The sequence below is a fragment of the Fulvimarina pelagi HTCC2506 genome, from assembly GCF_000153705.1.
Classification (GTDB): Bacteria; Pseudomonadota; Alphaproteobacteria; order Rhizobiales; family Rhizobiaceae; genus Fulvimarina; species Fulvimarina pelagi.
The window spans coordinates 1,516,231-1,541,433 of sequence record NZ_DS022272.1 but is presented as its reverse complement, the minus strand read 5'-3'; the positions used below and the strand labels follow the sequence as shown (position 1 = coordinate 1,541,433).

The following is a 25,203-nucleotide window of genomic DNA, read 5'->3' as shown; positions in this document are numbered from 1 at the left end:
GATAGGCCGATTGCGCGGGCTCCGACAGGGGACCGGCGGCCTAGCCGAAACGCGGTCGCAAGGGTGACCGAGAAACGATTGCAAAGCGGCGACGATGGCACTTGCGGGCGGCAAGAACTCTTGTTACATGCCCGCTCACCGAAGCCGAACCAGCGCTTCGGACACGGCGTGCGGTCGTGGCGGAATTGGTAGACGCGCAGCGTTGAGGTCGCTGTGGGGCAACCCGTGGAAGTTCGAGTCTTCTCGACCGCACCATTATTCCTTGAAGTATCAATAGAGACGTCCGCACGTGCGCAAAGCGTGGTTCGCGCAGGCCTTCGAGAGGCCTTGTGAGAAAGCCGTCCCGCGTAGCGCCGCGTCCTTCTCAAACCTTTTCCTGACCTGCGAATCCCTCTAGAGCCTTTTACGAATGCCGGGCGAGTGCCGCACGGCCGGGCAGGGAGGGTGCCATGGCTGAAACTTTGGAGACCCGGCGCAGGTCCGATCAGGCACGCGATCTCGGCATCTACGACGAGGACGGTTTCGTCGATAGCGATTTTCTGAAGCGCATCGAGGCGCTGGTCGAGGCCGAGGACGCCGCGACGCTAAAATCGCTCGTCGAGCCGCTGCACGAGTCCGAACTCGGCGACATCCTCGAAACTGTCGATGCCACGCCGCGCCAGGGGTTGGTGAGTCTGCTCGGCGAGGATTTCGATTATGCGGCGCTGACGGAGGTCGACGAGGCAATACGTCTCTCGATTGTCGAGGCAATGCCCAACCCGCAGATCGCGGCGGCTCTCGGCGAACTCGATTCCGACGATGCTGTCTATATTCTGGAAGACATCGAGGAGGAGGATCGCAAGGAGATTCTCGCGGCGCTCCCCTTCCGCGAGCGCATGCGGCTGCGGCGTTCGCTCGAGTATCCGGAAGAGTCGGCAGGCCGGCGCATGCAGACGGAGTTCGTCGCGGTGCCGCCTTATTGGTCGGTGGGCCAGACCATCGACTACATGCGCGAGGACGAAGACCTTCCGACCTCCTTCGCGCAGATCTTTGTTGTCGATCCGATGCTGAAGCTGATCGGCGCTGTGGAACTCGACCGCATTCTCCGGGCTAAACGCCCCGAGAAGATCGAAGACATCATGCACGATACGCGGCACGCGATCCCGGCCGAGATGGACCAGGAAGAGGCTGCTCAGATCATCGAACAGTACGACCTGCTCTCGGCGGCGGTCGTCGATCAGGGCGAGCGGCTCGTCGGCGTTCTGACCATCGACGACGTGATCGACATCGTTCAGGCCGAGGCCGAAGAGGACATCAAGCGTCTTGGCGGCGTCGGCGACGAAGAGATTTCCGATACCGTCCTGACGGCGGTTCGATCGCGCTTCACCTGGCTGATGGTGAACCTCGCGACGGCGATACTTGCCTCGCTGGTCATCGGGCTGTTCGACGCGACGATCCAGCAGATGGTGGCGCTCGCGGTGCTGATGCCGATCGTCGCTTCGATGGGCGGTAATGCGGGGACGCAGACAATGACCGTGGCAGTGCGGGCGCTCGCCTCGCGGGATATCGACCTTCGAAACGCGGGGCGGATCATCCGGCGCGAGAGCCTGATCGGCCTTCTCAACGGTGTGCTGTTTGCCATCGTGATCGGTATTGTTGCGGCAGTCTGGTTTCAGAATCCGGGGCTCGGCCAAGTGATCGCGATCGCAATGATCGTCAACATGATCGCTGCGGCGCTCGCCGGGATACTCATCCCGCTGGTGCTCGACAATCTCGGTGCCGATCCCGCGCTCGCTTCTGGCACCTTCGTGACGACAGTTACGGACGTCGTGGGCTTCTTCGCCTTTCTCGGCCTAGCGGCCTGGTGGTTCGGGCTGGGATAGATCGCCGGCGATATTCGGAAAGCCCTTCCCGCTCGTATGGCGAATGCTCGATCGGTCAAATGCACTGCTTATTCGAGCGCTTCATTCGCGAGATTGTCCTTCTTGCAATTGAACTATTCGTTCGCCGAAGCAGTCAGAATTTGACTTAACCGCGCGTTTGACTTTTACGTAAGCCTGCGATCATGCGGCGGTTTGATCGGGAGCGTGAGTGGCGGCGATGAGCGATTTCTATTCAATTACCGAGCTCACGCGGGAATTCGACATATCCACGCGCACTATTCGGTTCTACGAGGACGAAGGGTTGATCCATCCAGTCCGGCGCGGGCGAACGCGACTCTTCCGTGCCTCCGACAGGACTCTCCTTCGCAACATTCTGAGGGGCAAAAGGCTCGGCTTCTCGATTGCTGAATTGCGAGAGATTGTGGACATGTACAAGGCGCCGCCCGGTGAGGCGGGTCAGCTGAACTCGATCATCGTCAAGCTGCGCGAGAGGCGGACCGAACTCGAACTAAAACGGCGCGACATTGACGAACTGCTGACCGATCTCGATGCCGCAGAGGAAGCTTGCCAGGAGCGCCTTTCCGAAATTGGGGAGCCGCCGACGCGCCAGTAAACGCAGTCGAACTCACGCGTCCCAGCTTCACTGAGCTTCCTGACTGCCCATGAACGATTCGAACGAGCAGCGCTCGGTGATCTGACCGACGCTTTGCCTCTGAGTCTCGTCGAGCCCTCCAGCCATCAATGCGGCGAGTAAGTCATCAGCGACAAGAGCGTCACGCGCGCAGCCGCAGTAGCGCGCGCAGAACGCTTCGTCCTGCGTGGCAAGGCAGGTCTGCCGACAGTCGCGTGCGAAGGACGCCTCAGGATCGGGCGGAGCGACAAACGTCGTCAGGAACACAAGTCCAAACAGGATCGGCTGGTGGAGGAGGTAGAAGGCGAGCGAATGACGGCCGAGCACTGCGGTCCAGCGAAGCGGCCCGAGATAAGTATCGGTGCTCCGGACAAAGCGCAGAAGTTGATGGTCGACCGTCGCCCGCCCCGCCGCAATCCCTAGAAGCGCCACGCCGAAGAACGGGAAGACCGGCACGAAGTCGTTCGAGAAGGGTGCTTTCTCGTTGAGCCCGATCCAGACGAGATAGGCCGGATCGAGAGCCGCGCTCCGGAAGAAAAGCGGAAGCACGATCACGACGATGCCGAGGGCCAGGGTAAGCGGCCACGGCATACGGATGAAGAGAAGCCCGGCCAAAGATGCGAAAGCGATGTGGTGGAGAATGCCGAAGAAGACGAAGCTGTCCGGCGTTACGACCATGGTCACGACGGTGATCGCGAGAGCGCTTGCGATAATCTGTGCGAGGCGTATGCCGAACGGGCGCCAGCGGATGCCCTTGGCGTGCGCGAGGATCAGGCTGAAGCCGACGAGGAAGAGAAAGCTCGAGGCGATGCAGCGCGCGAAGACCATCCAGCCACCGCTGGTCGCCATACCTCGGGTGACGTAGCCGAAATTGTCGAGATCCCAGGCGAAGTGGTAGATCGCCATGGCGATGAGCGCGATCGCCCGCGCGACGTCGATTGTGTCGATACGCCCGCGTTCGGCTGGCGCCGATTCGGCGGCTATATTGCTGGCGTTCGACGTAGAATTTCGCTTCAGGTCCGTCATAGCGCCTGGTTCTCGTTCTGGACCGATCCGGCCTTTGCCTATCTTCTTTGCGAGGAAGCCGGAAGCCCCGGCGAAAACCAACCGGATACGAGACTACTTCATGAAAAAGATCGAGGCGCACGGCGCGTCCATCCCCGCCCTCGGGTTAGGTACCTACACGCTCAAGGGGCAAACGTGCACCGACATCGTCGCAAAGGCGATCGAGGTCGGCTATCGCCACATCGACGATGCTAAAATGTACGACAACGAACGGGAGGTCGGCGAGGGCATACGCCAGAGTGGAGTCGCCCGTAACGACCTCTTCGTCACGACCAAGGTCTGGTGGACCGATATTTCCCGCGAGAAGTTGCTCGATTCTGCGCGCCGGAGTATCGACGATCTCGGCATCGGGGCCGTCGATCTCATGCTTATCCACTGGCCCAATCCGGACATCGCGCTCGAGGAAAGCATCGACGCCCTGAACGAGACGATCTCCGAAGGGCTCACGAAGTTCATCGGGGTCGCGAATTTCCCGAGTGCGCTGTTTCGTGAGGCGGCATCCATGTCGAATGCGCCGCTTGTCTGCAATCAAGTCGAGTACCACCCGCACCTGAGCCAACGCAGCGTTCACGAGGCATGCCGAGCTAACGATGCGGCGATAATCGCCTATTCGCCGATCGGCAAGGGCGGTGACCTTCTGAAGGCGGAACCGATCCTGCGGGCGGCTGAAGCGCATGGCAAATCGCCGGCGCAGATCGTTCTCGCCTGGCACATGAGCCAAGACGGCGTCGGTGCGATCCCGCGCACCTCGAATCCCAATCGTCTTAGTGAGAACATCGACGTCTTCGACATCGCGCTCACGCCTGAGGAGACCGAGGCGATCTCCGCTCTGCAGAGCCCGGACGGGCGCCTGATCGATCCCTCCTTCGCGCCGGTCTGGGATCGCGATTGATGGAGATGGAGCGGCTTGCGCGGCTCTGGCAGGACGTCCTCGACGAAGGTCAGAACGCGCTCGCCTTCTTCTACCAGCCGTCCCAGTTGGCACAGGTGGCGGCAGTCATCGTCTGCTACATCCTTGCGTTTCTCGCCGACCGGGCGACGCGCAAACCGATTGAGGACCAGGCACGGAAGATCAAAGGGGCGCCTGGCGTTCTGCGAATCGTTGTCGCCGTTCGGCGGCGGATGCGCCTCGTTTTCTTCGTCCTCTTTCTTTTCCTGACTACGCTGCTCGACGTCAGCGCGGGCGGGCCACGCAGCCAGATCGTCACGATCGTCTTCAATCTCGCGCTGGCGCTACTCGTCATCTCGGTCGCCTCGCGGCTGGTGCGCAACCGGCTCCTGTCACGGTCGATCACGTGGATCGCCTGGGGCACGGCCGCTCTTTCGATCCTCGGCCTTCTGCAGCCATTGACCCGAGTCCTCGATTCGGCGGCGATTTTCGTCGGAGAGAACCGAATCTCGGCGCTCGTCTTCATCAAGACGATTCTGGTTCTTGCCATAACGCTGTGGGTGGCGAGCCTCGTGGGGCGCTATCTCGACGGCCGGGTGCAGAGATCGGAGGAACTGACGCCGACACTTAGGGTGCTGATCGGCAAGTTCCTGAAGATCGGGCTGATCCTCCTCTCGCTCGCGATCTCGCTCGCCGCCGTCGGCGTCGACCTGACCGCGCTGACCGTCTTATCCGGTGCGATCGGCGTCGGCCTGGGCTTCGGTCTTCAGAAGGTGGTCTCGAACTTCATCTCCGGCATCATCATTCTCCTCGACCGCTCGATCAAACCGGGCGACACGATCTCGCTCGACAACACCTTCGGCTGGATCCGGGAACTGCGAGCCCGCTTCGTCTCCGTCGTCACGCGCGACGGGAAGGAATACCTGATCCCGAACGAGGACTTCATCACCAACAAGGTGATCAACTGGTCGTTCTCGAACGATCTCGTCCGCGTCGACGTGGAATTCGGCGTTTCCTACAATTCCGATCCGCATCAGGTGATCGAGATCGCTAAAGAAGCCGCGCTCACCGTTGATCGGGTCGTCGCCCATCGCGGCGTCGTGTGCTGGATGACCGCCTTCGGCTCCTCATCGATCGATTTTATCATCCGTTTCTGGATCAAGGATGCGCCGGCGGGTATCGTCAACGTGAAGGGACAAGTCTTGATCGCGTTGTGGGACGCGTTCAAAGAGGCCGGAATCAATATTCCATTCCCGCACCGCGAGATCATCATGCGCACGCCCGTCGACCTCGGTGTTTCCGACGCCGATCTCGAACTCCTCAGACGATCGCGTCGGGAGCCGGAGGACGGGTCGAGCGGCCAGTAACCAGGGCATGTTCTTCTATCTTGCCAAGATCGGCTGGTTCGTCCTTCAGCCGCTGGTCGCGATCATTCTCGTCGCATTCGCGGGTTGGATCGCCTTCCTGTTCGGGTTCCGCAGGACCGGAAAGAGCTTCTTCGTTCTCGCCGCGCTGTCGCTCGCCATCGTGAGCGTCTCGCCGCTGGGTCTCGCGATGACGGCATATCTGGAGAACCGCTTCGAACGACCGGTGCCGATGCCGGCCGAGGTGGACGGCATCATCGTCCTCGGCGGTGCGTTCGATACGCGCGTCGCCCGCACGCGAGGGGTCATCGAACTCAACGAGGCGGCGGATCGTGCGAGCGTGTCGGTGGCGCTGGCGCGGACCTATCCGGGGGCAGACGTCCTGTTTTCAGGCGGTGTCGCGGCGGCTTTTCGCGAAGATATTCCGGAGACCCAATCGGCCGAACAGTTCTATCTGGGCCTTGGCCTCGATCCCAATCGGCTGAAACTCGACGGCAAGGCGCGCGACACGTTTGAGAACGCCGTCTACGCCAAGGCGCTGGCCGACCCGCAGCCGGGCGAGACCTGGCTGCTCGTCACCTCGGCCTACCACATGCCGCGCGCGATGGGCTGCTTCAGAACCGTAGGGTTCGATGTCGTGCCGTATCCGGTGGACTATCGGACGCCCGAAGGCGCCGACGTCTGGCGACCGTCGACGGCGACGACGCGCAATCTCGAAAAGGTGCATTTCGCGATTCGCGAATATATCGGCCTAGCTGCATATTGGGCGGCGGGGCGGACGGACAGTCTGGTGCCGGGACCTGAGCCCAGCGTTCCGCGATAGCGGATCCTTTATCCGCCGTCCTTCGCTTCCATTCGGGCAATCGCCAGGCGGTAGATGCCCTTGAAGTCGTCCGGATCGACCGGCTTGCCCTTCCGCTTGATGACGATTCGGTCTGCCTTGGCGAGCCTGATCGCCTCTTGCCGGATCGCGGGCATCAGCTTGCGCCAATCTGCCTCGTTCGAACCAGCCAGCAGGCGGGCGACTTCGGTTGGGCAAGCAGTCTTCTTCGTACCGCGCTCGGCGCAAAGTTCGAGGATCGTCTGCGTAATATCGGCCTGTGTCGCGTCGCTCATTCGTTCGGCTTCTGGCTACTGAAATCGCGCAGCGCCTTGACCGCAGGCGACCGGAATTGCCGGTTGGCGATAATGGCGACGACGAACACGGTCGATGCGATAAGCACGTAGGGGCCGAGGAACCAACCGAGATAGGCCAGTGCGAAGAAGATGGCCCGCAGTCCGGCATTGAAATTGTGACCGGCGACGACGTTCATGGCGACGGCTCTGTCGAGCGCGTCCTTTGCGACTTCGGGCTCGGTCTCGGCGTCGGAACGCATGGGGAGCGCCCCGATCAGGATCGCGCAGTAATTGAACAGCCGATAGGACCAGGCGAACTTGAAGAAGCCGTAGGCGAAGATCACGACGAGGCCGAGAAGCTTGATCTCGACCAGCACCCTGTCTGCGGTTCCCGCAATGGAGATGTCGGCCGAGATCTCGGATATCACCTCGGCAGATCCCAGCAGCGCAAAGCAGCCACCGATTGCGAAGATGCAGGCGGAGGCGAAGAAACCGGTTCCCTGCTGAAGCGAGGAGAGTACGGCCGTATCGATCATCCTCAGATCGCGGGAAAGGGCGGTGCGGATCCAGCGGGCGCGCTCGCGGTTCATCAGCGAGGAAAGGCTCCTTCCAGATCGCGCCATCGCGTCGGTGATCCAGTTGTAGCCGATCCAGATGGCGAGGTAGACGGCTAGCGCCGCGATGTCGGTCCAGTCGGGAAACATCGTTCCTGAATAGCGATGCAGGAAGGTGACGGCTAGGCGGAAAACGCCGAGGCTTCACTGCCGGATCTTGCGACTTGCATAGCGGGTATGCGCAAGGCTTCTGGCTGCAACCAATTGACAAACATGGTTAATTCCGGGAAGGCCGGCCGCACAAGAGTGAGGTAAGGTCTTGCGCCTAGATTCTAGCGACACGCAAACCTGAGGCTCTTGCAGCACTCTGGATTAACGTCTAATTAACGGCTTCGCCGGATCTGCGCGGGGAAACGTAGATCGCCGGTTGGGGGTAGAATTTCTGGGGTTTCTGGACTCATGGACGATAGCGTTAATACCTCGCGCTGGGGTGTGACCGTTTGGACGGTTGCCGTGTTCGCAGCGTTTCTCGCACTCGGTTTTCTCTTCGCGGGTGGTGAGCCTGTCGCCGTGGCTGTCGCCGCTGGCTGAACGAAGAACTGGAAGCGTACGCTTCGCGACTGGGCAAGTCGCGGACTGCTTCGAACGAAGAGTTTTGACTTCCTACCATTCGACATTCGAAACCCGCTCTAAAAGGCTGCGGGTCCCTTAGTGGCGCTTCACCTCCTTAAGCTTAGCGTTGGTTCGGAGTCGGTCGAAAGTCTCGAAGACTTTGTCGCACGACGCATGCAGAGTGCCGGCACGGATCATACCTGGCACCAGACGCGCATGGTTCCCAAACGACAAAACGAGCTCCTCGACGGGGGCTCGATCTACTGGGTGATCAAGGGCCAGATTCTGGCGCGGCAGCTGCTTCTCGATATCGTTCCCTTCACGGACGACAGCGGGATCTCGCGTTGCCGCTTTCTGCTCGATCCGGTGCTCGCGCGGACCGAACGTCGTCCGAAGCGTCCGTTCCAGGGCTGGCGTTACCTCCGGTCGGAAGAAGCGCCGCCGGATGCCCCTTTCGGCTCGGAAGACGACGGGCTTCCTTCCGAGATGCGCGACGAACTCAACGATCTCGGCATCTTTTAGGGTCTTCCCAACGCGACCATCCCGCCAAAGAGAACGGGCGCCCAGAGGAGCGCCCGCGTTCTGCTTCAAGTCGAAGCCGAATCTTGTCAGGTGGACGACCCTATCAAGTCGTGCGGCCGAAGGAGATGCGGACTGCGCTCCGCCCTTCGATGCCGGTCACCTTGAGCCGTGATCGCGAGACCGGCTGGGAAGCTCGCCATGCCCGAGCGCCGTGGGACAGGAGAAGATCGACCAGCTCCTTTGGATTGAGCCGCGAGCGAAGCGACCGCATATCGCGGAGTTCGCCAAAGGGCTGAACATTGCTGGAGCGCGGCTGGCCGGTGAGGGCGCTGATCTGTTCGAGCGACATGAATGAAATCCCTTCCGAAAGCAGGAACCGGGGCGGTTGGGAAAGAAAGCGCGGGACCATCGGTCTCACGCCTTTGGGACTAATCGCAGATTGCCGTCAGCGGGCGACCGCGTAGCAGGCGTAGTCGGCGCGCTTCAGGGCTGCACAGGCGTCCCAAGCGGAATCCTTCGTCTCGAAGCCGGCGAAGCGGGCGCGGTGGAGCGTCTGCGTTCCTTTGCTGACCGGTTCGGTGAAGGGCTGGGCCGACGCCAGCGGGGATCCGACCTTGCGCTTGGCCTCTGCCAAGAGCCCGGTCGCGGTCTCGACGTCCGGCGAGGCAGCGATCTGCACGACCCAAGCAGAATTCGGTGACGCCGGCGCCGCGGCGCGCGATCCAATCGAGCCGGTATAGGTCGGGTCGATATCGCGGTTGCTCGGAACCGGCGCCGCGAGGGCGTTCGCCGCACTTGCGGCAGGGATCAGGAGCTTCTGGGAGCGATTCTCACCGACGAGAGCGTTGGCGAGTGCCTGGCGGCCGCGGACCGGTCGCGAGGTAGGTTGGGGCAGGGATCCTGCTTCGCCGGCCGAAGTTTCGTAGGCCAGAGCGATCCGTTCATCGGCAGAAAGCACCTGCGCCGGGCGCATATCCGGCATCGGGCCGGTCTTCGGCAATACGCCGACGGATGCCACCGTGAGGCCGGCGTCAGTGTTCGGACGAGCAGCGATCAACGCACCTGTGTCACTGCGGCTCGCTTTTGGCAGGGTGCGCTGCAGGAGGTCGACCATGTGGTTGTCACGAGAACGGCCGGAGCGACCGCCCATGACGACGGCGACAAGGCTCTTGCCGTCGCGCTTGATTGAGGAGACGAGGTTGAACCCGGAGGCATTGATGTAGCCTGTCTTGATGCCGTCGACGCCTGTCATGCGGCCCAGCACCCGATTGTGATTGCCGAGCCGCCGGCCGCGAAAGCTGTACGAACGGGTAGAGAAGTACTTGTAGTACTGCGGGAAGTGCTCCCGAAGCGCGATTCCGAGCTTGGCCTGGTCGCGAGCCGTGGTGCGCTGTCCGCTGTCCGGGAGGCCGTTCGCGTTCTTGTAGGTCGTCTTGGTCATGCCGAGCTTGTGCGCCGTCCGCGTCATCATCTCTGCGAAGGAGCTTTCGGACCCGGCGAGATATTCGGCGAGTGTCACGGATGCATCGTTGGCCGATTTCGTGACCAGTGAATAGATCGCTTCCTCGACCTGGAGCGTCTTACCAGCAGGAACGCCGATCTTCGTGGGCGGTCGGCCAGCCGCATAGCGGGAGACAGGCATCTTGTCGGTGAGAGATATCCGCTTCTTCGAAAGCGCGTCGAAGGTGAGATAGAGCGTCATCATCTTCGTGAGCGACGCCGGATAACGGTATTCGTCCGCTCGGTCCTCATAGAGCACCTTGCCGTTATTGGCATCGATCACGAAACCTGCATATTTCGCGTTGGCATTTGCCTGCATTGGCATAGCAAGAACGGCGGCCGCACCAAGCGCTACGATGCCGACGATTCGGGCCCGGCCCCACACCTGACGCATACTCGGAATTACTCTCACGCGGAAACCCATGGTCTCGATGGACGGGACGGCCTCGGCGTGCGGGTTGAAAACATTTGTCAATTCCGCACGACGGGACGATCCCTTGTTGTGCGCGAGATTAGAATTTCGAGCTTACCAATCCGTTTATGGTTGCTGAGAGCTTCCCGACATCGTGACCATTGCGCGTATCCCTGGAAGCAGATTTCCTGCACAATGCTTGCCAAGCGCGCCGAGAAAACCCGACTGGCCGAGTGAAGGCGATGGTGAGCATGGACGGAAGCGGGTGCGGCGGGCGGCTGCCTATCGTTGTCTAACGCAAAGGCAGAAAAATTTGGGTAGGCCCCTTGCGTTTTTGTGCAGTGCAGCATAGCTTGTTGGTCAAGCAGGCAGCGGAAGCGACAAGTTTCCGCGTAAGCTTTCCTAAGCTGCCGATTTGAATTGATGGGCCTGACCCATTGTTATCACCAAGAAAGGGCTCCTCGCTATGAACATGTATGACGACGCCACCAAGATGACCAAGGAAGCAATGGACAACTCGCTCAAGTCTTTTGCTGCCCTCACCAAGGGTTTCCAGCAGATGGCCGCGGAAACCACGGATTTTACCAAGCGCTCCTACGAGCATCAGGCGTCATTCTTTGAAAGCCTGATGCAGGCAAAGACATTCGATAAGACGCTCGAGCTTCAGACGGAATACGCCAAGTCCGCGTATCAGGATTTCGTCGCACAGGCGACTAAGATGGGCGAGATCTATTCGGATACGGCCAAGGAAGCATACAAGCCGCTCGAGGCAACAGCGAGCAGCGCAGTTGCGACCAGCAAGGACGTCGCAGAGAAGACGGTCAAGAAAGCCGAAGCGACCGCGGAAAAGGCGTCTAACTCCGCAAAGACCAACTGATTGCTTTGGCTGCGTCGAACGCAGCCCAACGATAGTAAGACAAGCCCGGCGTCCGCGCCGGGCTTTTTTGTTGTGTGACTCTTCGTTCAGGTCGCTGTCGCAGAGCCACTTGAGCCTGCGCGTCGAAAGCGCGCGCCGAAACGGCTATGAGCCGTTGGGAACCCGTAGGCAGTCTTGCCAGCGTGGGCGCACGGTCCCGGAGACGTGTCGGCTGCCTGGAAAATCAGCAGTTTTCGCGCACTTATGGCCACGCACCGCACTTGCGTTCAAATAGCCATTATGTCGTGCTTAGGCCGAAAGGCCGAGCGCCGCGTCAGACTTCAAACGAGCGTTCCAATGCATACATACGTGCTGATGAGGAAATCGCACAAACTCACTGCGCTCGCTCCAAAATCGGCGCCTCCTTTTCCGCTTGTCATGCAAGGCGAAGACGAGGAGGAGACGAGAGGCCCCGGAACGTCGGTGATCACGCGATCGAAACCGAAATTACAGAAGCCAAGCCTTTACAGAGTCCTGCTTCTGAACGACGATTACACTCCGATGGAGTTCGTGATCCACGTCTTGGAAAGGTTCTTCCAGAAGGATCGCGAGGCTGCGACGCAGATCATGTTGCACGTGCATCGGCACGGTGTCGGGGAATGCGGTGTTTTCACCTACGAGGTCGCGGAGACCAAGGTTACTCAGGTGATGGATTTCGCTCGTCAGCATCAACATCCGCTGCAATGCGTGATGGAAAAGAATTGAGGTGAAGCTTGCCGACATTTTCCGAAAGCCTTGAGAAGTCGCTGCACCAAGCGTTGACGCTTGCGAACGAACGCCATCAGGAATTTGCCACTCTCGAACATCTTCTGCTTGCGCTGGTGGAGGACAACGACGCAGCGGCCGTCATGCGCGGCTGTAACGTCGACCTGACAGCGCTGAAGAGCAATCTGATAAGTTATATCGACAATGAACTCTCGAACCTCGTGACGGGGCACGGAGAGGAGTCGAAGCCGACGGCCGGGTTCCATCGCGTGATCCAGCGCGCGGTCATTCATGTGCAGTCTTCGGGCCGCGAAGAGGTGACCGGCGCCAATGTCCTCGTTGCGATCTTCGCCGAACGGGAAAGTCATGCGGCCTATTTCCTGCAGGAGCAGGAGATGACCCGCTACGACGCGGTCAATTTCATCTCGCACGGGATCGCGAAACGGCCCGGCGGTTCCGAGAGCCGGCCCGTACGCGGAGCCGAAGAGGATCAGCAGACGGTGGGCCAGGAGGAAGACGGCAAGCGCAAGGGACAGGATGCCCTGAGCGCCTATTGCATCAATCTCAACGAGAAGGCGCGAGGCGGAAAGATCGATCCGCTCATCGGCCGTGCCGACGAGATCAACCGCACGATCCAGGTGCTCTGCCGGCGCTCCAAGAACAACCCGCTTTATGTTGGCGATCCCGGCGTCGGCAAGACGGCGATCGCAGAAGGGCTCGCCAAGCGCATCATCGACGGCGACGTGCCGGAGGTGCTGCAGGACGCGACGATCTTTTCGCTCGACATGGGTACGCTGCTCGCCGGAACCCGTTATCGGGGCGACTTCGAGGAGCGGCTGAAGCAGGTCGTCAAGGAGTTGGAAGAGTATCCGGGAGCGGTTCTCTTCATCGATGAGATTCACACGGTGATTGGCGCGGGCGCCACTTCAGGTGGGGCGATGGATGCCTCAAACCTCCTGAAGCCGGCGCTCTCGTCGGGTGCGATCCGTTGCATCGGCTCGACCACCTACAAGGAGTACCGCCAGTTCTTCGAAAAGGACCGGGCACTCGTGCGTCGCTTCCAGAAGATCGACGTCAACGAACCGTCGGTCGAGGATGCGATTTCGATCCTGAAGGGGCTGAAGCCGTATTTCGAGGATTTCCACAAGGTGAAGTTCACCAACGACGCCATAAAGTCGGCTGTCGAACTCTCCTCGCGCTACATCAATGACCGGAAGCTCCCCGACAAAGCGATCGATGTCATCGACGAGACGGGCGCGTCCCAGATGCTGCTCGCCGAGAACAAGCGGAAGAAGTCGATCGGCGTTAAGGAGATCGAGGCGACTGTCGCGACGATGGCGCGCATTCCGCCGAAAAGCGTCTCGAAGGACGACGAGGAGGTGCTCGCCAATCTCGACACGCAACTCAAGCGCGTCGTCTACGGGCAGGATCAGGCGATCGAAGCGCTCGCCTCAGCGATCAAGCTCGCGCGGGCCGGCCTCCGCGAGCCCGACAAGCCGATCGGCTCCTACCTGTTTTCCGGTCCGACCGGCGTCGGCAAGACAGAGGTTGCCAAGCAGCTCGCCTCCACCTTGGGCGTCGAGATCCTGCGCTTCGACATGTCTGAATATATGGAGCGGCACACTGTCTCGCGCCTCATCGGTGCGCCTCCGGGCTATGTCGGCTTCGACCAAGGCGGCCTGTTGACCGACGGCGTCGATCAGCATCCACACTGCGTTCTGCTGCTCGACGAAATCGAGAAGGCCCATCCGGATCTCTTCAACATCCTCCTGCAGGTGATGGATCACGGCAAGCTGACGGATCACAACGGCAAGCAGATCGACTTCCGGAACGTGATTCTAATCATGACGACGAATGCCGGCGCTTCGGAGATGCAGAAGGCCGCGATCGGGTTCGGATCCTCCAAGCGTACAGGCGCCGACGAGGAAGCGATCAACAAGATGTTCACGCCCGAGTTCCGCAACCGGCTCGACGCGATCATCCCGTTCGGCTCGCTGCCAACACCGGTTATCCATCAGGTCGTCGAAAAGTTCGTGATGCAGCTCGAAGCCCAACTCTCCGAGCGCAACGTGATCTTCGAGCTTACGCCTGAAGCAGTCGCCTGGCTCGCCGAGAAGGGATACGACGAGCAGATGGGTGCGCGTCCGCTGGGCCGCGTGATCCAGGAGCACATAAAGAAGCCACTCGCGGACGAGGTTCTGTTCGGCAAGCTGAAGCGCGGTGGTACGGTGAAGGTGTCGATTACAGAGGACGAGAACGGCGCGAAGTCGATCGCACTCGAATCGATCCCCGACGAGACGCCGCCCAAGCCGAAGTCCAAACGCAAACGTGACCTCGTTGCGGCCGATGGTTCCGATGTCGACGATCTCGACGACGAAGACGAGGACGAAGACGGGGAAGATGGCGAGACTGCCGTGAGCAGCGAAGCCGAGGGCGATTCAACCTCGGCCGCAAGCCGCAGCGGAGGCCGCAGCGGTCTACCGAAGGTTCCGCCGAAGTCTTCCTGATCCTCGTACGCGTTCAGGCAATTTCTAAAGGGGCTGCCGAAGGGCGGCCCCTTTTTCGTGGATGCTCGCACTCGGAAAGAGCAGTGAGGGGTAATGGGTGACTGAGGCCGACGGCTCGAACGAGCGCGAGATGACGGTTGAAGCGCGAGGCGAAACCGCTGCAAGTCGACGGATCTACTGGTTCAGGCAGGGTCTGAGGCACCTGACGCCACCGGCTTTCATCCTGTTCGGCGCCTTCCTCGGCTTTGCGGGGTTGTGCCGAGAGGCCGGCGTGACCTGGCTGGAGTCCGCCTTCATGACGGCGACTATATGGGCGCTGCCGGCCCAGATCATCATTCTAGGTGCTAGCACGGCCGGGACTTCGCTGGTCGCGACGGCCTTCGCCGTTACCCTTTCCTCGGTGCGCCTGATGCCGATGATCGTCGCCTGGTCGCCGGAAATGAAAGGTCCGAGGACCGGCACCGGATCGCTTCTCTTTCTGTCGCACTTCGTCGCCGTAACCGGCTGGGTCTTCGCCATGGAGCGGCTGAAGGACGTACCGCGGGAATACCGGACCATCTTCTTCGCCGGATTCGCGGTGCCGCTGACCGTGATCAACACCGTTCTCGTCGCGGTCGTCTTCAACCTGATGGACGAACTGCCGGCGCTCGCGACCGGTGCGCTGGCCTTCCTGACGCCGACCTATTTCCTGTGCTCGCTCTACGGGTCATCGCGTGAGCTGTCCGGACGGATCGCGCTCTTTGCCGGAATGGCCGCGCTACCGCTCGGGCACCTTCTGGCGCCGGGCCTGGAGGTTCTTTTTGCCGGGATTGGCGGAGGCGCGGCGGCCTATGTCGCAGGTCGCCTCATCGAGGGGAGGCGCCTTCGATGAGCGGCGACTTGAGCTATTACGGGATCGCCGCGGACTGGTGGCCCTTCGCATTCATTCTTCTCGCCGGCGCACTGCCGACCTACGTCTGGCGCTTTCTCGGCGTCGTCTCGTCCGGCAAGCTCGACGAGACTTCGCCGGTCGCATCGATCTCGCGGACCGTCGCGACGGCGCTCGTCTCCGCGGTGATCGGACAATTGGTGTTCTATCCGTCGGGATCGCTTGCCGAGATCCCCTTTTCGATCCGTGCTGGTGCGTTGGCGACCGCCTTTGCCGTCTATCTCGTGTCGCAATACCGGCTTTGGGCGGCGATCCTCTCAGCGGAACTGGTGATCCTGGGTTGGTTCGCCCTGGTCTGAGATTACGCGAGCGCGCCCTTAATTGCTGCGGCGTGGGATTTGAGCGTTTCCTGGTCGACCTCGCCTGCTGCATGCTTCTTGCGAGCTACGCCATCGTAGACCGGGATGACGTGGAAGTGCAGGTGATATACGGTCTGGCCGGCTGCTCCCTCATTGAACTGAATCACCTGCACGCCATCGGCGTTGAACGCCTTCTTCGCCGCGCGCGCGATCTTCGCAACAATCGGGATCGTCACGGCGAGCGTCTCGTCGGACGCATCCAGGATGTTGCGGCTCGGCGCTTTCGGAATGATCAGGCAATGACCCTTCGATTCTGGCATGATGTCCATGATGACCATCGCGGCGTCATCTTCGTGAACCTTGATCGCCGGTATCTCGCCGCGCATCATCCGGGCGAAGATATTGCTGTCGTCATAGGCAGTCATGGGAGCTCCCGGATCTGTTGGTCTGGTAGGAGTGTAGCGGCAGGCGTCCGGGTTTCCACGAAGCCTGGCGCAAATTGGCGTTCCGGGACGAGATTAAGCCAACTGCTTCATCAGCCCTTCCTGAACGGCGTATGCCCGCCGAGGAGTTCGTTCATGTGCTCGACCTCGTCACGTTCGGCTTCGAGATAGTCAGCGATGGCGGCGCGTAGTCCGGAGTGGCGGATGAAGTGGGCCGAGTGCGTAGTGACGGGCTCGTAGCCGCGGGCAAGCTTATGCTGGCCCTGCGCACCAGCCTCGACGACGGTCAGGCCGCGTTCGATGGCAAAGTCGATCGCCTGATGATAGCAGACCTCGAAATGCAGGAACGGGTGGTCCTCGATGCAACCCCAGTTTCGGCCGTAGAGCCGGTCGGCGCCGATGAAGTTCAGCGCGCCGGCGATGTAGCGGCCCTCGCGTTTCGCCATGACAAGCAGGGTGCGATCCGCCATACGCTCGGTCACCAGCGAGAAGAAGCGCCGGTTCAGATAGGGCCGTCCCCATTTGCGCGAACCGGTGTCCATGTAGAACCGGTAGAAGCCGTCCCAGGCATCCTCGGTCAGGTCGGCGCCGGTCAGCCAGACAATCTCGATGTCGTTTTCCACCGCCTTGGCGCGCTCCTTGCGCAAATCCTTGCGCTTGCGAGAGGCAAGGGTGTCGAGAAAGTCCTGATAGGTCGAGAAGCCGCGATTATAGAAATGGAACTGCTGATCCGTGCGATGCAGCCAGTCGGCATTCTCCATAGCCGTCCGGTCCTCCTCACGGAGGAAGGTCGCATGGGCCGAGGAGACGTTGGTCTGGTCGCAATAGGCTTCGATGCCCTGGATCAGCCCTGCGCGAAAGATGTTCGCGTTTTCGCCGTGGCCGACGAGGAGTCGTGGTCCGCCGGCAGGCGTAAAGGGCACGGAAAGCTGAAGCTTGGGATAGTACCGGCCACCGGCGCGCTGGAATGCGTCCGCCCAACCGTAGTCGAAGACGTATTCGCCTTGGCTGTGCGTCTTGGCATAGGCCGGCGCGATGCCGCGGATCACGCCTTGGTTGTCCTCAAGGATGAGATGCTGCGGGATCCACCCAGTCCGTTCACCGACGCAGCCAGAGTCTTCCAAGGAGGACAGGAAAGCGTGGGAAAGGAACGGGTTGGAGGGCCCGCGCACCGCGTCGGCGAGGTTCGCGTCGTTCTCCGCCAGCCTGTCCCAGCTGTCCAAGTCGATCGCATAAATGTCGTCTACGACCCGAAGGCTCAAGGAGACGGCGTCTTGACGTGCGGCTTCGGTCATGAGGCCTGAGATATGCGGATGGTTTTGATGCGACAACCGCTTCAAATGGCCTCGGTCTCACTTATCCGGGAAGAGGTCGCGGCCCGGCAAAAAACCCTCGAAGGTAATCTGGTCGCAGTGGGTGAGGGCGGTTCGCGCCTCCACTTCCGATCGGATCGTCCAGCAAAGAACCGGGATACCCTGTTTCCTCAGGTCCTCGGTGAGGCGGTTGGGTAGGTGGCGGTGATCGTATGAAATAAAGTCGAGGCCGGTGCGCGCGACCGCATCATGCGTGGCAAGTGATTCTGCACGAACGCCTTCGGCCGTGAGGCCGACGGGCCGACAGGCGATATGCCGCCGACAAGCCGCGACCGCTTCGGTGTCGAAGCTCATGAGGGCCAGAGGTCCGTCGTAGGTCGACAGACGCGCAGCGACCGATGCGGCAAGAACCTCAGGATCGACATCGGCCCGGCTCTTGAGTTCGACGAGTAGCGGCACGCGACCGGCCACAAGATCGAGAAGCTCGGTAAGGGTCGGGATCGTCTCATCGGTGCCGGAAAGATTGAGGCTCGAGAGTTCGGCAGCGGCTAGCGCGTCCACCCCCATGTCCCGACCGGTCAGTCGCCCGAGATGATGGTCGTGGAAGACGACCGGCACGCCGTCACGTGATAGCTGAAGATCGCATTCGATACCAAAGTCGTGGTCGATCGCGAGTTTCGCCGCAGCGCGCGAATTCTCCAGTACGGCGTGGTTGCCGTCGTGAAGGCCACGATGGGCATAGGGACGCGCCGTTAGCCAAAGAGGCGCGCCGTCACCCGTCCCGCTCACTTCAGTTCGAACAGGGCTTCGATCTCAACCGGCGCGTCCATTGGCAGGGCCGGTACGCCCACTGCCGAACGCGAATGACGACCGATATCGCCAAGTATTTGGACCATGAAGTCGGATGCCCCGTTGGCAACCTTGTGCTGTTCGATGAAGGTCGGATCGCTGGCTACGAAGACTGTAAGCTTGAGCAGCCGACCGATCCGGTCCCATTCGCCATCGACGGCAGATTTGGCTTGGGCGAGAATGTTGATCGCGCAGAGCTTTGCCGCCTTCTGGCCGTCTTCGAGCGAAATCTGCGCGCCGAGCTTGCCGAGCATCGGCAGCTTGCCGCCCTCGAGCGGGAGCTGACCAGAGGTCTGAAGCAGCGAGCCGAAGGTGACGAATGAAACATAGTTCGCGGCGGGGGCTGCAGCCTCGGGCAGTGTAATCCCGGCTTCCTCCAGCCGCGTTTCGATATTGTGAGCCATTTCGCAAGCATCCATCTGTTGTCCGGAAGCCTCGCGCTATAAGAAGAAAGGCGCCGGGGTAAGCCGATATCTCGAAAGGCCTATCCGAACGGCCGATCACGCGAAAGAGCCAAGACGCATGAGAAGACTGAGATCGAACACGTCCTCGCTCGCCGTCTTGATCTCGATCGGCATTCTTGCCGCCACTGGCGGAGCGTCCGCGATGGACTTGTTCCCCCATCGGGCGGTCTACGACTTGGTCCAGAGCGGCCAGTCGAGCTCGGAGTTCGACTCGATCGACGGGCGAATCGTCGTCGAGGTGAAGCACGACAGCTGCGACGCCTACGAACTGGAATACCGCTTCGTCGCCCGGTTCGTCGGCAACCAGGAGCTGATCGTGGTCGACCAGCAGATCGAACTCGATGAGACGCTCGACGGCAAAACGCTGGAGTTCTCAAACGTGTCGACCGTGGACGGGCTGCGCGACCAGGCCTCGATCGGCAAGGCGACCACGGGCGGCGGCAAGACCGAGGTCCGCTACGATCAACCCGCCGACAAGATCGTCGAGATCGCCGCGGCCTCTTTTCCGATCTCGCACACGCGCAACCTGATCGAGGCGGCGAAGAGAGGGGAGTTCGTCTACGAGGCTCAGATCTTCGACGGCGATCCGGAGGCCGAAAAGCAGACTCGCTCGACCTCGATCATCGCCGATACGCCCGACGAGCCGGATATGAGCGGCGAAGCAGCAGCCGAAGGCGACGGCAGTGAGGAAAAGCCGGGCTCCGATGTGCTGGCGGGGCTCACGCGGTGGCGGATCAGCGAGGCCTATTACGATGCGACGGGCGGAGCCGATGCCGAGCCGGATTTCTCGACGAGCTATACCCTCTATGAAAACGGGGTATCCGACGCCCTGACGATGAACTTCGAGGGCTACAGCCTGAGCGGTCAAATCAGCGAGTTCACACCCCTTCAAGCGGTCGACTGTTCCGGTACGTCGGTTGAAAACTAGGCGGCCACGGGTCATATTAGGGGTCGCAGCAGCGTATCGGCGTCTTGCCTTATCGGCAAAGATGCGGTACCGGCGCGCTTATTCCACACACGGGAACGGATTTTCGCGTGCTCTTCTGAAGGGCCGCAAAGCTCCACCGGTGGCGATTTTTTCGCTTCTCCCGTGCCAGGTCAAACCGGAAAAGGCAGAGAAATGGCACTTCCAGATTATTCCATGCGCCAGCTCCTTGAAGCGGGCGTTCACTTCGGTCACCAGACGCATCGCTGGAACCCGAAAATGTCGCCGTACATCTTCGGTGCGCGCAACAACATCCACATTCTCGATCTGGCGCAGACGGTTCCGCTGCTGCACCGCGCCCTGCAGGCCGTGTCCGACACGGTTGCGCGCGGCGGACGCGTGCTCTTCGTCGGTACCAAGCGTCAAGCTTCCGACATCATTGCGGACGCAGCTCAGCGCTCGGCCCAGTACTATGTCAATGCTCGCTGGCTCGGCGGCATGATGACGAACTGGAAGACGATCTCCCACTCGATCCAGCGCCTTCGCAAGCTCGACGAGCTTCTTTCCGGCGAAGCTCAGGGCTTCACGAAGAAGGAGCGTCTGACGCTGACGCGCGAGCGCGACAAGCTCGAGACTGCACTCGGTGGCATCCGTGACATGGGCGGTGTGCCGGACATGATGTTCATCATCGACACCAATAAAGAGTCGATCGCAATCGACGAGGCGCGCCGCCTCGGCATTCCAGTCGTCGCAGTCGTCGATTCGAACTGCGATCCGGCTCGTGTCGACTATCCGATCCCGGGCAATGACGACGCCTCACGCGCAATCGCGCTCTACTGCGATCTGATCGCACGCGCCGCCGTCGATGGCATCGCCCGCCAACAGGGCGACTCGGGCATGGATATCGGCGAGATGGAAGACGCTCCGGCAGAGGTCATCGAGGAAGCCAAGACCGAGGCCGAGGTTCCGGGAGACCAGCCGGGCGAAGCGCCGGTCGAGGAGCAGCCGGTCGGTCAGGCCGCCCAGACCGCGGCGACCCCGACGCCGTAACCTGCAGGCGCCTTTGAGGCGCTCGCTCTCAGCCGAGGCGGACCGTTTCGCGTCGAAAAGCGAGCGGGCCTGCCCCGGCTTTCCCTTTCGGCGCACCCGTTTGGACAAAACGCGGTGCGCCATTCTTATCGACGTGAAGGACTACGAGATGGCCATTACCGCTTCCATGGTGAAAGAGCTGCGCGAGAAGACCGGCGCAGGCATGATGGACTGCAAGACCGCGCTGAACGAGACGAACGGCGACATGGACGCCGCGATCGACTGGCTGCGCAAGAAAGGTATCGCCAAGGCCGACAAGAAGTCGTCCCGTACGGCTGCCGAAGGTCTGATCGGTGTTGCTTCCGAGGGCGGCAAGGCCGTCGTCGTCGAGGTGAACTCCGAGACGGATTTTGTCGCGCGCAACGACGCCTTCCAGACACTCGTGCGCGACGTCGCGTCCGTCGCACTCACGACGGATGGGACGAATGAGGCAGTATCGAATGCGGGCTATCCGAGTTCCGACAAGTCGGTTGGCGACACCATCAAGGATCTGATCGGTACGATCGGTGAGAACATGCAGCTACGCCGTTCGGCCGAGTTGAGCGTCGCCGAGGGCGCGGTCGCCACCTACATCCACAATCAGGTAGCCGATGGTGTCGGCAAGCTTGGCGTTCTGGTCGCGATCGAGACCGATGGCGACAAAGAAAAGATGGCCGCCTTCGGGCGCCAAGTCGCGATGCATGTCGCGGCGACTAACCCCCTCGCGCTTTCACCCGATGAAGTGGATGCGGACGTTGCCGAGCGCGAGAAGGCTATCTTCTCCGACCAGGCTCGCGCTTCGGGCAAGCCCGAAAACATCATCGAGAAGATGGTCGAAGGCCGAATGCGCAAGTTCTACGAGGAGGTCGTGCTGCTGAAGCAGGCTTTCGTGATCAATCCTGACACCACCGTCGAGAAGGCGCTAGAAGAAGCCGCGAAGGACGCCGGCGGCAAGGCAAAGATCACCGGTTATGTCCGTTTCGCGCTTGGCGAAGGCATTGAGCGCGAAGAGAGCGACTTCGCCGCCGAAGTAGCTGCCGCCGCCGGCCGCTGATCACGGCGCCGAATTCGACGAATTCAACGAGGGCGTCCGCTTCACAAGCGGGCGCCCTTCCTGTATCGCAAAGGCCGTTTCATGCGGTGCGCCCGCGCGGAACGGCAAAAATCAGTGCGGCTTCCATTGCAGGGCGCGGCGTTTGACCCGGATGCGGCATGCCGGATCGGAACGGGCGCGGCCAGGTCGAGTGAGTGAACCATGGCCTCAAGCATCAGATATCGTCGGATCCTCGTAAAGGTATCCGGCGAAGCTTTGATGGGTGACCAGGGATTCGGGATCGACGTCTCCGTCGCCGACCGCATTGCTGCCGACATACGCGAAGCACGTGAACTCGGCGTCGACATCTCGGTCGTCATCGGCGGCGGAAACATCTTCCGAGGCGTCGCGGTGGCGTCGAAGGGCGGCGACCGGGTCACCGGCGACCACATGGGGATGCTGGCGACCGTCATCAATGCGCTGGCGCTGAGGACGTCGCTCGTGAAGATGGGCGTCGACGCAGTTGTCCTCTCCGCGATCGCCATGCCGGAAATCTGCGAGAGTTTCTCGCAACTGAAGGCACTCGCCCATCAGGCTGCGGGCCGCGTCGTGATCTTTGCCGGCGGTACCGGCAATCCCTTTTTCACCACCGACTCCGCCGGGGCGCTCCGCGCAGCGGAGATGGGCGCGGCGGCGCTGTTCAAGGCGACGCAGGTCGACGGCATTTACTCAGCCGACCCGAAGAAAAACCCGGATGCCGAACGCTACGATCATCTGACCCACGACGACGTCCTCAATCAAGGGCTTGCGGTCATGGACGTCGCAGCGGTGGCGCTGACGCGGGAAAACAAGATACCGATCGTCGTCTTTTCGATCCACGAGAAGGGCGAACTGGCGCGGATATTGTCAGGGGGAGGACGCTCCACCATCGTCAGCGACTGACATGGCGGCGGACGATCTCCGAGAGAGAACAGATACGGGAGCGGCACGATGGCCGATTTTGATTTCGACGATCTGAAACGACGCATGGACGGGGCGATCCAGTCCTTCAAGGGCGATCTCGCCGGGCTGCGCACCGGGCGTGCCTCGCCGAACCTCCTCGACCCGGTGATGGTCGACGCCTATGGCACGCAGATGCCGGTCAACCAGGTCGCAAACATCTCCGTGCCCGAACCGCGCCTCGTCAGCGTGACGGTTTGGGACAAGCAAATGGTTGGTAAGGTCGAGCGCGCCATTCGTGAAAGCAATCTTGGCCTTAACCCGGTGACCGACGGCACCACGCTTCGGATTCCCCTTCCCGAACTGAACGAACAGCGCCGGAAGGAATTGGTGAAGGTTGCTCAGCAATATGCTGAACAGGCGAAGGTGGCGGTGCGCCACGTGCGCCGCGACGGCATGGACAGTTTGAAGAAGATGGAGAAGGACGGCGACATCGGGCAGGACGACAATCGGCAGATGTCCGAGCGGGTTCAGAAGATGACCGACGATGCGGTGAGCGAGATCGACAGGACGCTCGCCACGAAAGAACAAGAGATCATGCAGGTCTGACCGGATCCGTTGGGACCAGAGGAGACCTGAGCGTAACCGAGAAGGATCGAGCCGCGTGCGACATCCCCGACACATCGCCATCATTATGGACGGCAATGGACGCTGGGCGCGGGCTCGAGGTCTGCCGCGTAGCGTCGGCCATCGCCGCGGTGTCGAGGCTGTGCGCGCAACGGTGAGAGCCGCAGGCGAACTTGGGATCGAGTATCTGACCCTGTTCGCCTTCTCGTCCGAGAATTGGAGCCGTCCTTCGGAGGAGATCGATGAGCTTCTTGGACTTCTCAAGATGTTCATTCGGCGCGATCTCGCTGACCTTCACAAGGAGGGAGTGAGGGTGCGTATTGTCGGCGCGCGCGATAACCTTCAGCCGGACATCTTGTCTCTGCTCGAAGAGGCCGAGAATCTTACGCGGCACAATGAACGCCAAACCCTTGTGGTCGCTTTCAATTATGGGGCCCGCGATGAGATTGCTCGCGCAGTCAGAGCGATCGCTCGAAAGGTGGCAGCCGGCGAGATCGACGTGGCTACCCTCGATGACGAGGCGGTCACCGCGCACCTCGATACGGCTGGCATTCCGGACCCCGATCTCATCATCCGTACAAGCGGTGAGATTCGTCTGTCGAACTTCCTCCTGTGGCAGGCCGCCTATTCGGAGTTCGTCTTCATGCCAATGAACTGGCCGGAATTCGACAAGGGCGCTTTGCAAGAAGCAATTGGCGAATACGCCTCGCGCGACAGGCGTTACGGGGGATTGTCCCGCGAAATCGCCTCCTAGTTGATCCCGAATGACAGAGCTGATCACCCGCCTCAAGGCGATAAAGACCTGGGGCGATCTCAAATCTCGCGTTCTGTCGGCGATTCTACTGATCGTTTTGGTTGTCGTCCTGACGGTGATCGGCGGCTTTCCCTTCCGGATCTTATGCGCTGTTATCGGCGTGATCATCTTCGACGAGTGGTCACGGATCATAGGATCTTCGCGGCGAGCCGGGCCGATCCATCCGTTCGCCAAGCGCTGTCTCTACCTGACACTGCTCCTCTTCGTGTTCGGACTGAATGGGATAGCACTCGCGATTCTTGGCGCTGGCATAGCCTTCATCGCCTTTGTGGACCGGTACGAGTGGCGCGCAATGTGGACGCTCGGCGGGTTGGTCTACGCTTCGCTCGCTTCGCTCCCACTCGGGCTTTTGAGATCGGACGATCTTACCGGGCTCGTTGCGATCGGCTTCGTCGCCGTCATTGTCTGGGCGACCGACATCTTCGCCTATTTCACCGGGCGCAGCGTCGGAGGGCCGAAGCTTATGCGTTCGATCTCCCCGAACAAGACGGTGTCAGGGGCCCTCGGTGGGCTTGCAGCGGGCGTGTTCTTCGCCGCGATCTATCTGGCGATCTTTGCGCCGGAGGTGAGTTTCGCGCTCCTCGCGTTGGCCTCGGGCCTTTCGTTCCTCGGGCAGTGCGGTGATCTCTTCGAGTCCTGGATAAAACGGCGGTTCGGCGTCAAGGACGCAGGCCGCATCATCCCCGGCCATGGCGGGGTAATGGACAGAATGGACGCGCTCATCGTTGCCTCCGCGGCGGCCTTTTTGGTCGGTGCGCTCAACGGTGACTTCTTCGAGCCGGCTGTGGGCCTGTTCGACCAATAAGCCTACCCGAGCGCTGCATGTATCGATCGAAAGCGGCTGAT

At 61.2% G+C, this 25,203-nt stretch carries 28 protein-coding genes and 1 tRNA gene; 20 read left to right on the top strand and 9 right to left on the bottom strand.

Annotation, left to right across the window (positions count from 1 at the left end):
- Positions 1-170 precede the first annotated feature (170 nt).
- The 3 genes from FP2506_RS07260 to FP2506_RS07250 all read left to right on the top strand — a co-directional run bounded on the left by FP2506_RS07260 (position 171) and on the right by FP2506_RS07250 (position 2,475).
- A tRNA-Leu gene (locus tag FP2506_RS07260) sits at positions 171-255 on the top strand.
- Positions 256-449: 194 nt separating this feature from the next.
- A complete protein-coding gene (gene mgtE, locus FP2506_RS07255) occupies positions 450-1,862 on the top strand; it encodes a magnesium transporter (RefSeq protein WP_007066778.1) in 1,413 nt (470 codons plus the stop codon).
- 217 nt (positions 1,863-2,079) lie between these two features.
- The gene (locus FP2506_RS07250; protein ID WP_007066777.1) at positions 2,080-2,475 is read left to right on the top strand and encodes a MerR family transcriptional regulator; all 396 of its coding nucleotides are present in this window, start codon (positions 2,080-2,082) and stop codon (positions 2,473-2,475) included.
- A gap of 27 nt (positions 2,476-2,502) precedes the next feature.
- Here the strand turns inward: FP2506_RS07250 and FP2506_RS07245 are convergent, their stop codons facing one another.
- Positions 2,503-3,519 (bottom strand): heparan-alpha-glucosaminide N-acetyltransferase, encoded by a 1,017-nt coding sequence (locus FP2506_RS07245; protein ID WP_148227500.1) that lies wholly within the window; start codon positions 3,517-3,519, stop codon positions 2,503-2,505.
- Between the two features lie 100 nt (positions 3,520-3,619).
- Between FP2506_RS07245 and FP2506_RS07240 the strand changes: the two genes are divergently transcribed.
- From FP2506_RS07240 to FP2506_RS07230, 3 genes are read left to right on the top strand one after another with little or no spacing between them, the layout of a single operon-like run.
- The gene (locus tag FP2506_RS07240) at positions 3,620-4,450 is read left to right on the top strand and encodes an aldo/keto reductase (protein WP_007066775.1); all 831 of its coding nucleotides are present in this window, start codon (positions 3,620-3,622) and stop codon (positions 4,448-4,450) included.
- Positions 4,450-5,814: a mechanosensitive ion channel family protein gene (locus FP2506_RS07235; RefSeq protein ID WP_007066774.1), complete on the top strand. Its 1,365-nt coding sequence runs from the start codon at positions 4,450-4,452 to the stop codon at positions 5,812-5,814. Before FP2506_RS07240 ends, FP2506_RS07235 begins: the two co-directional genes overlap by 1 nt.
- A gap of 7 nt (positions 5,815-5,821) precedes the next feature.
- Complete coding sequence (locus FP2506_RS07230) at positions 5,822-6,634, top strand: YdcF family protein (protein ID WP_007066773.1); 813 nt, start codon at positions 5,822-5,824, stop codon at positions 6,632-6,634.
- Positions 6,635-6,642: 8 nt separating this feature from the next.
- Here FP2506_RS07230 and FP2506_RS07225 read toward each other — a convergent pair whose 3' ends face one another.
- Both FP2506_RS07225 and FP2506_RS07220 read right to left on the bottom strand, forming a co-directional pair.
- Positions 6,643-6,927, bottom strand: a complete 285-nt coding sequence (locus FP2506_RS07225) for a DUF3253 domain-containing protein (protein ID WP_007066772.1) — start codon at positions 6,925-6,927, stop codon at positions 6,643-6,645.
- Complete coding sequence (locus FP2506_RS07220) at positions 6,924-7,631, bottom strand: DUF599 domain-containing protein (protein ID WP_007066771.1); 708 nt, start codon at positions 7,629-7,631, stop codon at positions 6,924-6,926. The genes FP2506_RS07225 and FP2506_RS07220 overlap by 4 nt, the downstream gene beginning before the upstream one ends.
- A gap of 309 nt (positions 7,632-7,940) precedes the next feature.
- Here FP2506_RS07220 and FP2506_RS19345 point away from each other — a divergent pair, with 309 nt between their 5' ends.
- Positions 7,941-8,072, top strand: coding sequence for a hypothetical protein (locus FP2506_RS19345; protein ID WP_007066770.1), 132 nt, complete (start codon positions 7,941-7,943; stop codon positions 8,070-8,072).
- A 120-nt stretch (positions 8,073-8,192) separates the two neighbouring features.
- Complete coding sequence (locus FP2506_RS07215; RefSeq protein WP_007066769.1) at positions 8,193-8,615, top strand: DUF1489 family protein; 423 nt, start codon at positions 8,193-8,195, stop codon at positions 8,613-8,615.
- A gap of 103 nt (positions 8,616-8,718) precedes the next feature.
- On the opposite strand, the gene FP2506_RS07210 is transcribed toward FP2506_RS07215, so the two are convergent.
- Together FP2506_RS07210 and FP2506_RS07205 are read right to left on the bottom strand one after the other, a co-directional pair.
- Positions 8,719-8,964, bottom strand: coding sequence for a hypothetical protein (locus tag FP2506_RS07210; protein ID WP_148227499.1), 246 nt, complete (start codon positions 8,962-8,964; stop codon positions 8,719-8,721).
- Positions 8,965-9,060: 96 nt separating this feature from the next.
- Complete coding sequence (locus FP2506_RS07205; protein WP_007066767.1) at positions 9,061-10,509, bottom strand: D-alanyl-D-alanine carboxypeptidase; 1,449 nt, start codon at positions 10,507-10,509, stop codon at positions 9,061-9,063.
- A 484-nt stretch (positions 10,510-10,993) separates the two neighbouring features.
- Between FP2506_RS07205 and FP2506_RS07200 the strand changes: the two genes are divergently transcribed.
- The 5 genes from FP2506_RS07200 to FP2506_RS07180 all read left to right on the top strand — a co-directional run bounded on the left by FP2506_RS07200 (position 10,994) and on the right by FP2506_RS07180 (position 15,882).
- Positions 10,994-11,404 (top strand): phasin family protein, encoded by a 411-nt coding sequence (locus tag FP2506_RS07200; RefSeq protein WP_007066766.1) that lies wholly within the window; start codon positions 10,994-10,996, stop codon positions 11,402-11,404.
- A 417-nt stretch (positions 11,405-11,821) separates the two neighbouring features.
- Complete coding sequence (gene clpS, locus FP2506_RS07195) at positions 11,822-12,148, top strand: ATP-dependent Clp protease adapter ClpS (protein WP_040489519.1); 327 nt, start codon at positions 11,822-11,824, stop codon at positions 12,146-12,148.
- Between the two features lie 8 nt (positions 12,149-12,156).
- Positions 12,157-14,655, top strand: a complete 2,499-nt coding sequence (gene clpA / locus FP2506_RS07190) for an ATP-dependent Clp protease ATP-binding subunit ClpA (RefSeq protein ID WP_007066764.1) — start codon at positions 12,157-12,159, stop codon at positions 14,653-14,655.
- 97 nt (positions 14,656-14,752) lie between these two features.
- Entirely contained in the window at positions 14,753-15,526 is a 774-nt protein-coding gene (locus FP2506_RS07185) for an AzlC family ABC transporter permease (protein ID WP_007066763.1), read from the top strand.
- Positions 15,523-15,882, top strand: coding sequence for an AzlD domain-containing protein (locus FP2506_RS07180; protein ID WP_007066762.1), 360 nt, complete (start codon positions 15,523-15,525; stop codon positions 15,880-15,882). The genes FP2506_RS07185 and FP2506_RS07180 overlap by 4 nt, the downstream gene beginning before the upstream one ends.
- 2 nt (positions 15,883-15,884) lie before the next feature.
- Here FP2506_RS07180 and FP2506_RS07175 read toward each other — a convergent pair whose 3' ends face one another.
- The 4 genes from FP2506_RS07175 to FP2506_RS07160 all read right to left on the bottom strand — a co-directional run bounded on the left by FP2506_RS07175 (position 15,885) and on the right by FP2506_RS07160 (position 18,891).
- The gene (locus FP2506_RS07175; protein ID WP_007066761.1) at positions 15,885-16,307 is read right to left on the bottom strand and encodes an HIT domain-containing protein; all 423 of its coding nucleotides are present in this window, start codon (positions 16,305-16,307) and stop codon (positions 15,885-15,887) included.
- 110 nt (positions 16,308-16,417) lie between these two features.
- A complete protein-coding gene (locus FP2506_RS07170; RefSeq protein ID WP_007066760.1) occupies positions 16,418-17,620 on the bottom strand; it encodes a GNAT family N-acetyltransferase in 1,203 nt (400 codons plus the stop codon).
- 57 nt (positions 17,621-17,677) lie between these two features.
- A complete protein-coding gene (locus FP2506_RS07165) occupies positions 17,678-18,427 on the bottom strand; it encodes a glycerophosphodiester phosphodiesterase family protein (RefSeq protein ID WP_007066759.1) in 750 nt (249 codons plus the stop codon).
- Positions 18,424-18,891 (bottom strand): RidA family protein, encoded by a 468-nt coding sequence (locus FP2506_RS07160; protein WP_007066758.1) that lies wholly within the window; start codon positions 18,889-18,891, stop codon positions 18,424-18,426. The genes FP2506_RS07165 and FP2506_RS07160 overlap by 4 nt, the downstream gene beginning before the upstream one ends.
- A 118-nt stretch (positions 18,892-19,009) precedes the next feature.
- Here FP2506_RS07160 and FP2506_RS07155 point away from each other — a divergent pair, with 118 nt between their 5' ends.
- The 7 genes from FP2506_RS07155 to FP2506_RS07125 all read left to right on the top strand — a co-directional run bounded on the left by FP2506_RS07155 (position 19,010) and on the right by FP2506_RS07125 (position 25,162).
- The gene (locus FP2506_RS07155) at positions 19,010-19,879 is read left to right on the top strand and encodes an EipB family protein (protein WP_040489003.1); all 870 of its coding nucleotides are present in this window, start codon (positions 19,010-19,012) and stop codon (positions 19,877-19,879) included.
- Positions 19,880-20,071: 192 nt separating this feature from the next.
- Complete coding sequence (rpsB, locus tag FP2506_RS07150; protein ID WP_007066755.1) at positions 20,072-20,926, top strand: 30S ribosomal protein S2; 855 nt, start codon at positions 20,072-20,074, stop codon at positions 20,924-20,926.
- Positions 20,927-21,074: 148 nt separating this feature from the next.
- The gene (gene tsf / locus FP2506_RS07145; RefSeq protein WP_040489514.1) at positions 21,075-21,998 is read left to right on the top strand and encodes a translation elongation factor Ts; all 924 of its coding nucleotides are present in this window, start codon (positions 21,075-21,077) and stop codon (positions 21,996-21,998) included.
- Positions 21,999-22,199: 201 nt separating this feature from the next.
- Positions 22,200-22,919, top strand: coding sequence for a UMP kinase (gene pyrH, locus FP2506_RS07140; protein ID WP_007066753.1), 720 nt, complete (start codon positions 22,200-22,202; stop codon positions 22,917-22,919).
- Positions 22,920-22,967: 48 nt separating this feature from the next.
- Positions 22,968-23,525, top strand: a complete 558-nt coding sequence (gene frr / locus FP2506_RS07135) for a ribosome recycling factor (RefSeq protein ID WP_007066752.1) — start codon at positions 22,968-22,970, stop codon at positions 23,523-23,525.
- A 4-nt stretch (positions 23,526-23,529) separates the two neighbouring features.
- Positions 23,530-24,297, top strand: coding sequence for an isoprenyl transferase (locus FP2506_RS07130; protein WP_050765016.1), 768 nt, complete (start codon positions 23,530-23,532; stop codon positions 24,295-24,297).
- A gap of 10 nt (positions 24,298-24,307) precedes the next feature.
- Positions 24,308-25,162, top strand: a complete 855-nt coding sequence (locus tag FP2506_RS07125) for a phosphatidate cytidylyltransferase (RefSeq protein ID WP_007066750.1) — start codon at positions 24,308-24,310, stop codon at positions 25,160-25,162.
- The last annotated feature ends 41 nt before the right edge of the window (positions 25,163-25,203 follow it).